Annotated in this window: 4 protein-coding genes; all 4 read right to left on the bottom strand. The window is 37.8% G+C overall.

Annotated elements, in window-relative coordinates; translation table 11 throughout:
* Nucleotides 1-263: 263 nt before the first annotated feature.
* Nucleotides 264-605: a XisI protein gene (locus O9332_RS07315; protein ID WP_002760108.1), complete on the bottom strand. Its 342-nt coding sequence runs from the start codon at nt 603-605 to the stop codon at nt 264-266.
* Nucleotides 593-1,012, bottom strand: a complete 420-nt coding sequence (locus tag O9332_RS07310) for a XisH family protein (RefSeq protein WP_002760109.1) — start codon at nt 1,010-1,012, stop codon at nt 593-595. The genes O9332_RS07315 and O9332_RS07310 overlap by 13 nt, the downstream gene beginning before the upstream one ends.
* Nucleotides 1,013-1,120: 108 nt before the next feature.
* Complete coding sequence (locus O9332_RS07305) at nt 1,121-1,375, bottom strand: type II toxin-antitoxin system RelE family toxin (protein ID WP_002760111.1); 255 nt, start codon at nt 1,373-1,375, stop codon at nt 1,121-1,123.
* Nucleotides 1,372-1,569 carry a RelB antitoxin-like protein gene (locus O9332_RS07300; RefSeq protein WP_002760112.1) on the bottom strand — a complete coding sequence of 66 codons (198 nt, stop codon included), beginning with the start codon at nt 1,567-1,569 and terminating at the stop codon, nt 1,372-1,374. Before O9332_RS07300 ends, O9332_RS07305 begins: the two co-directional genes overlap by 4 nt.
* Between the last annotated feature and the right edge of the window lie 831 nt (nt 1,570-2,400).

Below are 2,400 nucleotides of genomic sequence, written 5' to 3'. Positions count from 1 at the left end.
GGCACTTACGGTTTAGCGGCGATGGATGCACTTCATGTTGCTGCTGCGCTGCAAATTCAAGCTGATGAACTAATCACCACCGAAAAGCCAACCAAACCAATGCACCGAGTCAGGGAAATTCAGATTGTTTCAATCTAATGTAAGGCTTTGGAGTAATCTAAGAGTAAGGAGACCAGGGACCGATGACGGTTTCTCCTCTTAACCTCAGCTAAAAATGCGATCGCTTTCTCCTATCTACACAGTAAAACAGCGATCGCCCCTGATTAAGCAATAGCAAATTCTGTTAATTCACGACTTGCAGGATCATGAAATGCTAAAACAATATCTTCTTTGGGAATCCCTGCTTCTAATAATTGAGAGGTGATTCCTATTTCTGTCCAATCTTGTTCAATATAAACTCTTTCATTTTTAATACGAATATGAATCTGAATATTGTTGATTTTCTTTTTGTTTATCCAACCAATAGACATCCATAGATAATGATCATGATTTTCATCAAAAATCAAACAGGTTTCTAGTTTTTTTTTGGATGAGCTATTCGCAATTTCGTCTAGCTTTGTTAAGGTATTTTGAATAATTTGGCGATAGTTAGTTAGTTTATCCATTGGACAATCTCCTCTTTTTCGATGTTGACAACTAATAAATCTAATTGGTGTCTTTTAATAACGGCTTGAATAGATTTTCGTTGGAAAAAAGTCTCATAAATTTCATCTTTGATAGCCAGATAGATTTCTTGGTATTCATCTTGTCCTAATTGAATGAGATCACGATAAAAAATATATTGTCCCAAAGCCATTTCAAAGTCTTTCATCATTGAAGGGCCAAGAAAGCTTTTAATTTCAATGATAATTTTACGTTGTCTTTGTTCTTCGGAAATATATTTCTCGATCGCCAGGTCTGGATACAATTCAGCGTCTTCATATTCAATAGGATAAGGATCAGCCGTAATTGTCCAGCCGTCTTTAATTAAGGCATTTTTAACGGCTTCGTGATAGAGGTCTTTTGCTGGCATTTGCCTCCTTCTATTTTGATCACTGGATTTATTATAAGCGATCGCCCTCCTCTTCTCACAGTAAAATAGCGATCGCCTCTTCCAAATTTTTATTAAAAACGCGATCGCCTATCGGTAGATGTCCTTTCGATGTCCAATATCTAAAATAATCACCTTTTTTGCGGAATCATCTATCGCGTAAATAACGCGATAAACTCCAATCCGAATCCGCCAGCCTTCTCGTCCTGTCAGTTTGAGACACCCTGCTGGTCTTGGATTGTCAGCTAATGCTCTAATCCCGTCTCGAACTTTCTGATAACTATCTTGGGGAAGATTAGCTAAAGCCTTAGAAGCTTGTTTTTTAATCGCAATAGTGTAATTCATTGACGACTATTTTCAATTTCGGCGATCGCCTCTTCAAAAGGAATTTCTTCCTCTTCCGAAATAGCTAAATCATAGGCTCTAATAGCATTCAATTCTTCAGAATCTTCTAGGAGTTTTCGATATTCCTCTATATCTAAAAGAATACCGATTTGATTACCCTGTTCATCAGTAATATACTTTTGCTTTAATGGCATTGATAATTACCTTGTTTGTTAATTTTATCCCCTATTATAGCTCAAATTTCTCCTTCATCCTCAACTCAACAGCGATCGCCTTTCTCAAACTTAATAAAACAGCGATCGCTCCACTTAAAGTTAAGATGAGAAACTATACCTCAACTTATCCTAAGAATTAAAGATTAAAAAGTATTTCCTATTCTACAAACTAATGGTATTAATTTAGCTAGAGTTGAGGGTTTGACTTTAGAAAATTGGAATGCTATAATAATGCCTAAATACCAATATTCGGAATAATTAATTATGTCATCTTTATACTTCTTAAGTAGCTGGTTATAATTAAATTAAAAATGGATTTTAGGTTCGATCCCCCCTGCCCCCCTTGATAAGGGGGGTGCCGATCCCCCCTGCCCCCCTTGATAAGGGGGGTGCCGATAGGCGGGGGGATCCCCCTTAATAAGGGGGGCATCTGACAACTTTTAACGCCTACCTACTTAATTAAAGAATTGAATATAGCGTTTCCCAATCTCATGAGGTACACCAAAATCTTAACTCCTGACTCCTGACTACTCAAAACCTAAGACTCTGTACCTCACAACTATGGGAATTGCTATAATAATGGTAGCGAAGTAATAGATATAATTAAAATTTATTCCCCAAACACCATTAAGCAAAAAGTTATGGGAAATCCGACAGCGGGCAATTTCGGCTGGATTGCAACTGCTCAATGAAGACGAAATAGAACAAGAACTTGCTGCACGTCGAGGAGGGTGCAGTGAGTCATGAAATTGCTGGCACTTACGGTTTAGCGGCGATGGATGCACTTCATGTTGCTGCTGCGCTGCAAAT

This window comes from Microcystis sp. LE19-10.1B (genome assembly GCF_027530565.1).
GTDB classification, from domain to species: domain Bacteria; phylum Cyanobacteriota; class Cyanobacteriia; order Cyanobacteriales; family Microcystaceae; genus Microcystis; species Microcystis aeruginosa.
The sequence above is the reverse complement of the archived record's forward strand: the minus strand, read 5'-3'. Positions and strand labels throughout refer to the sequence as shown.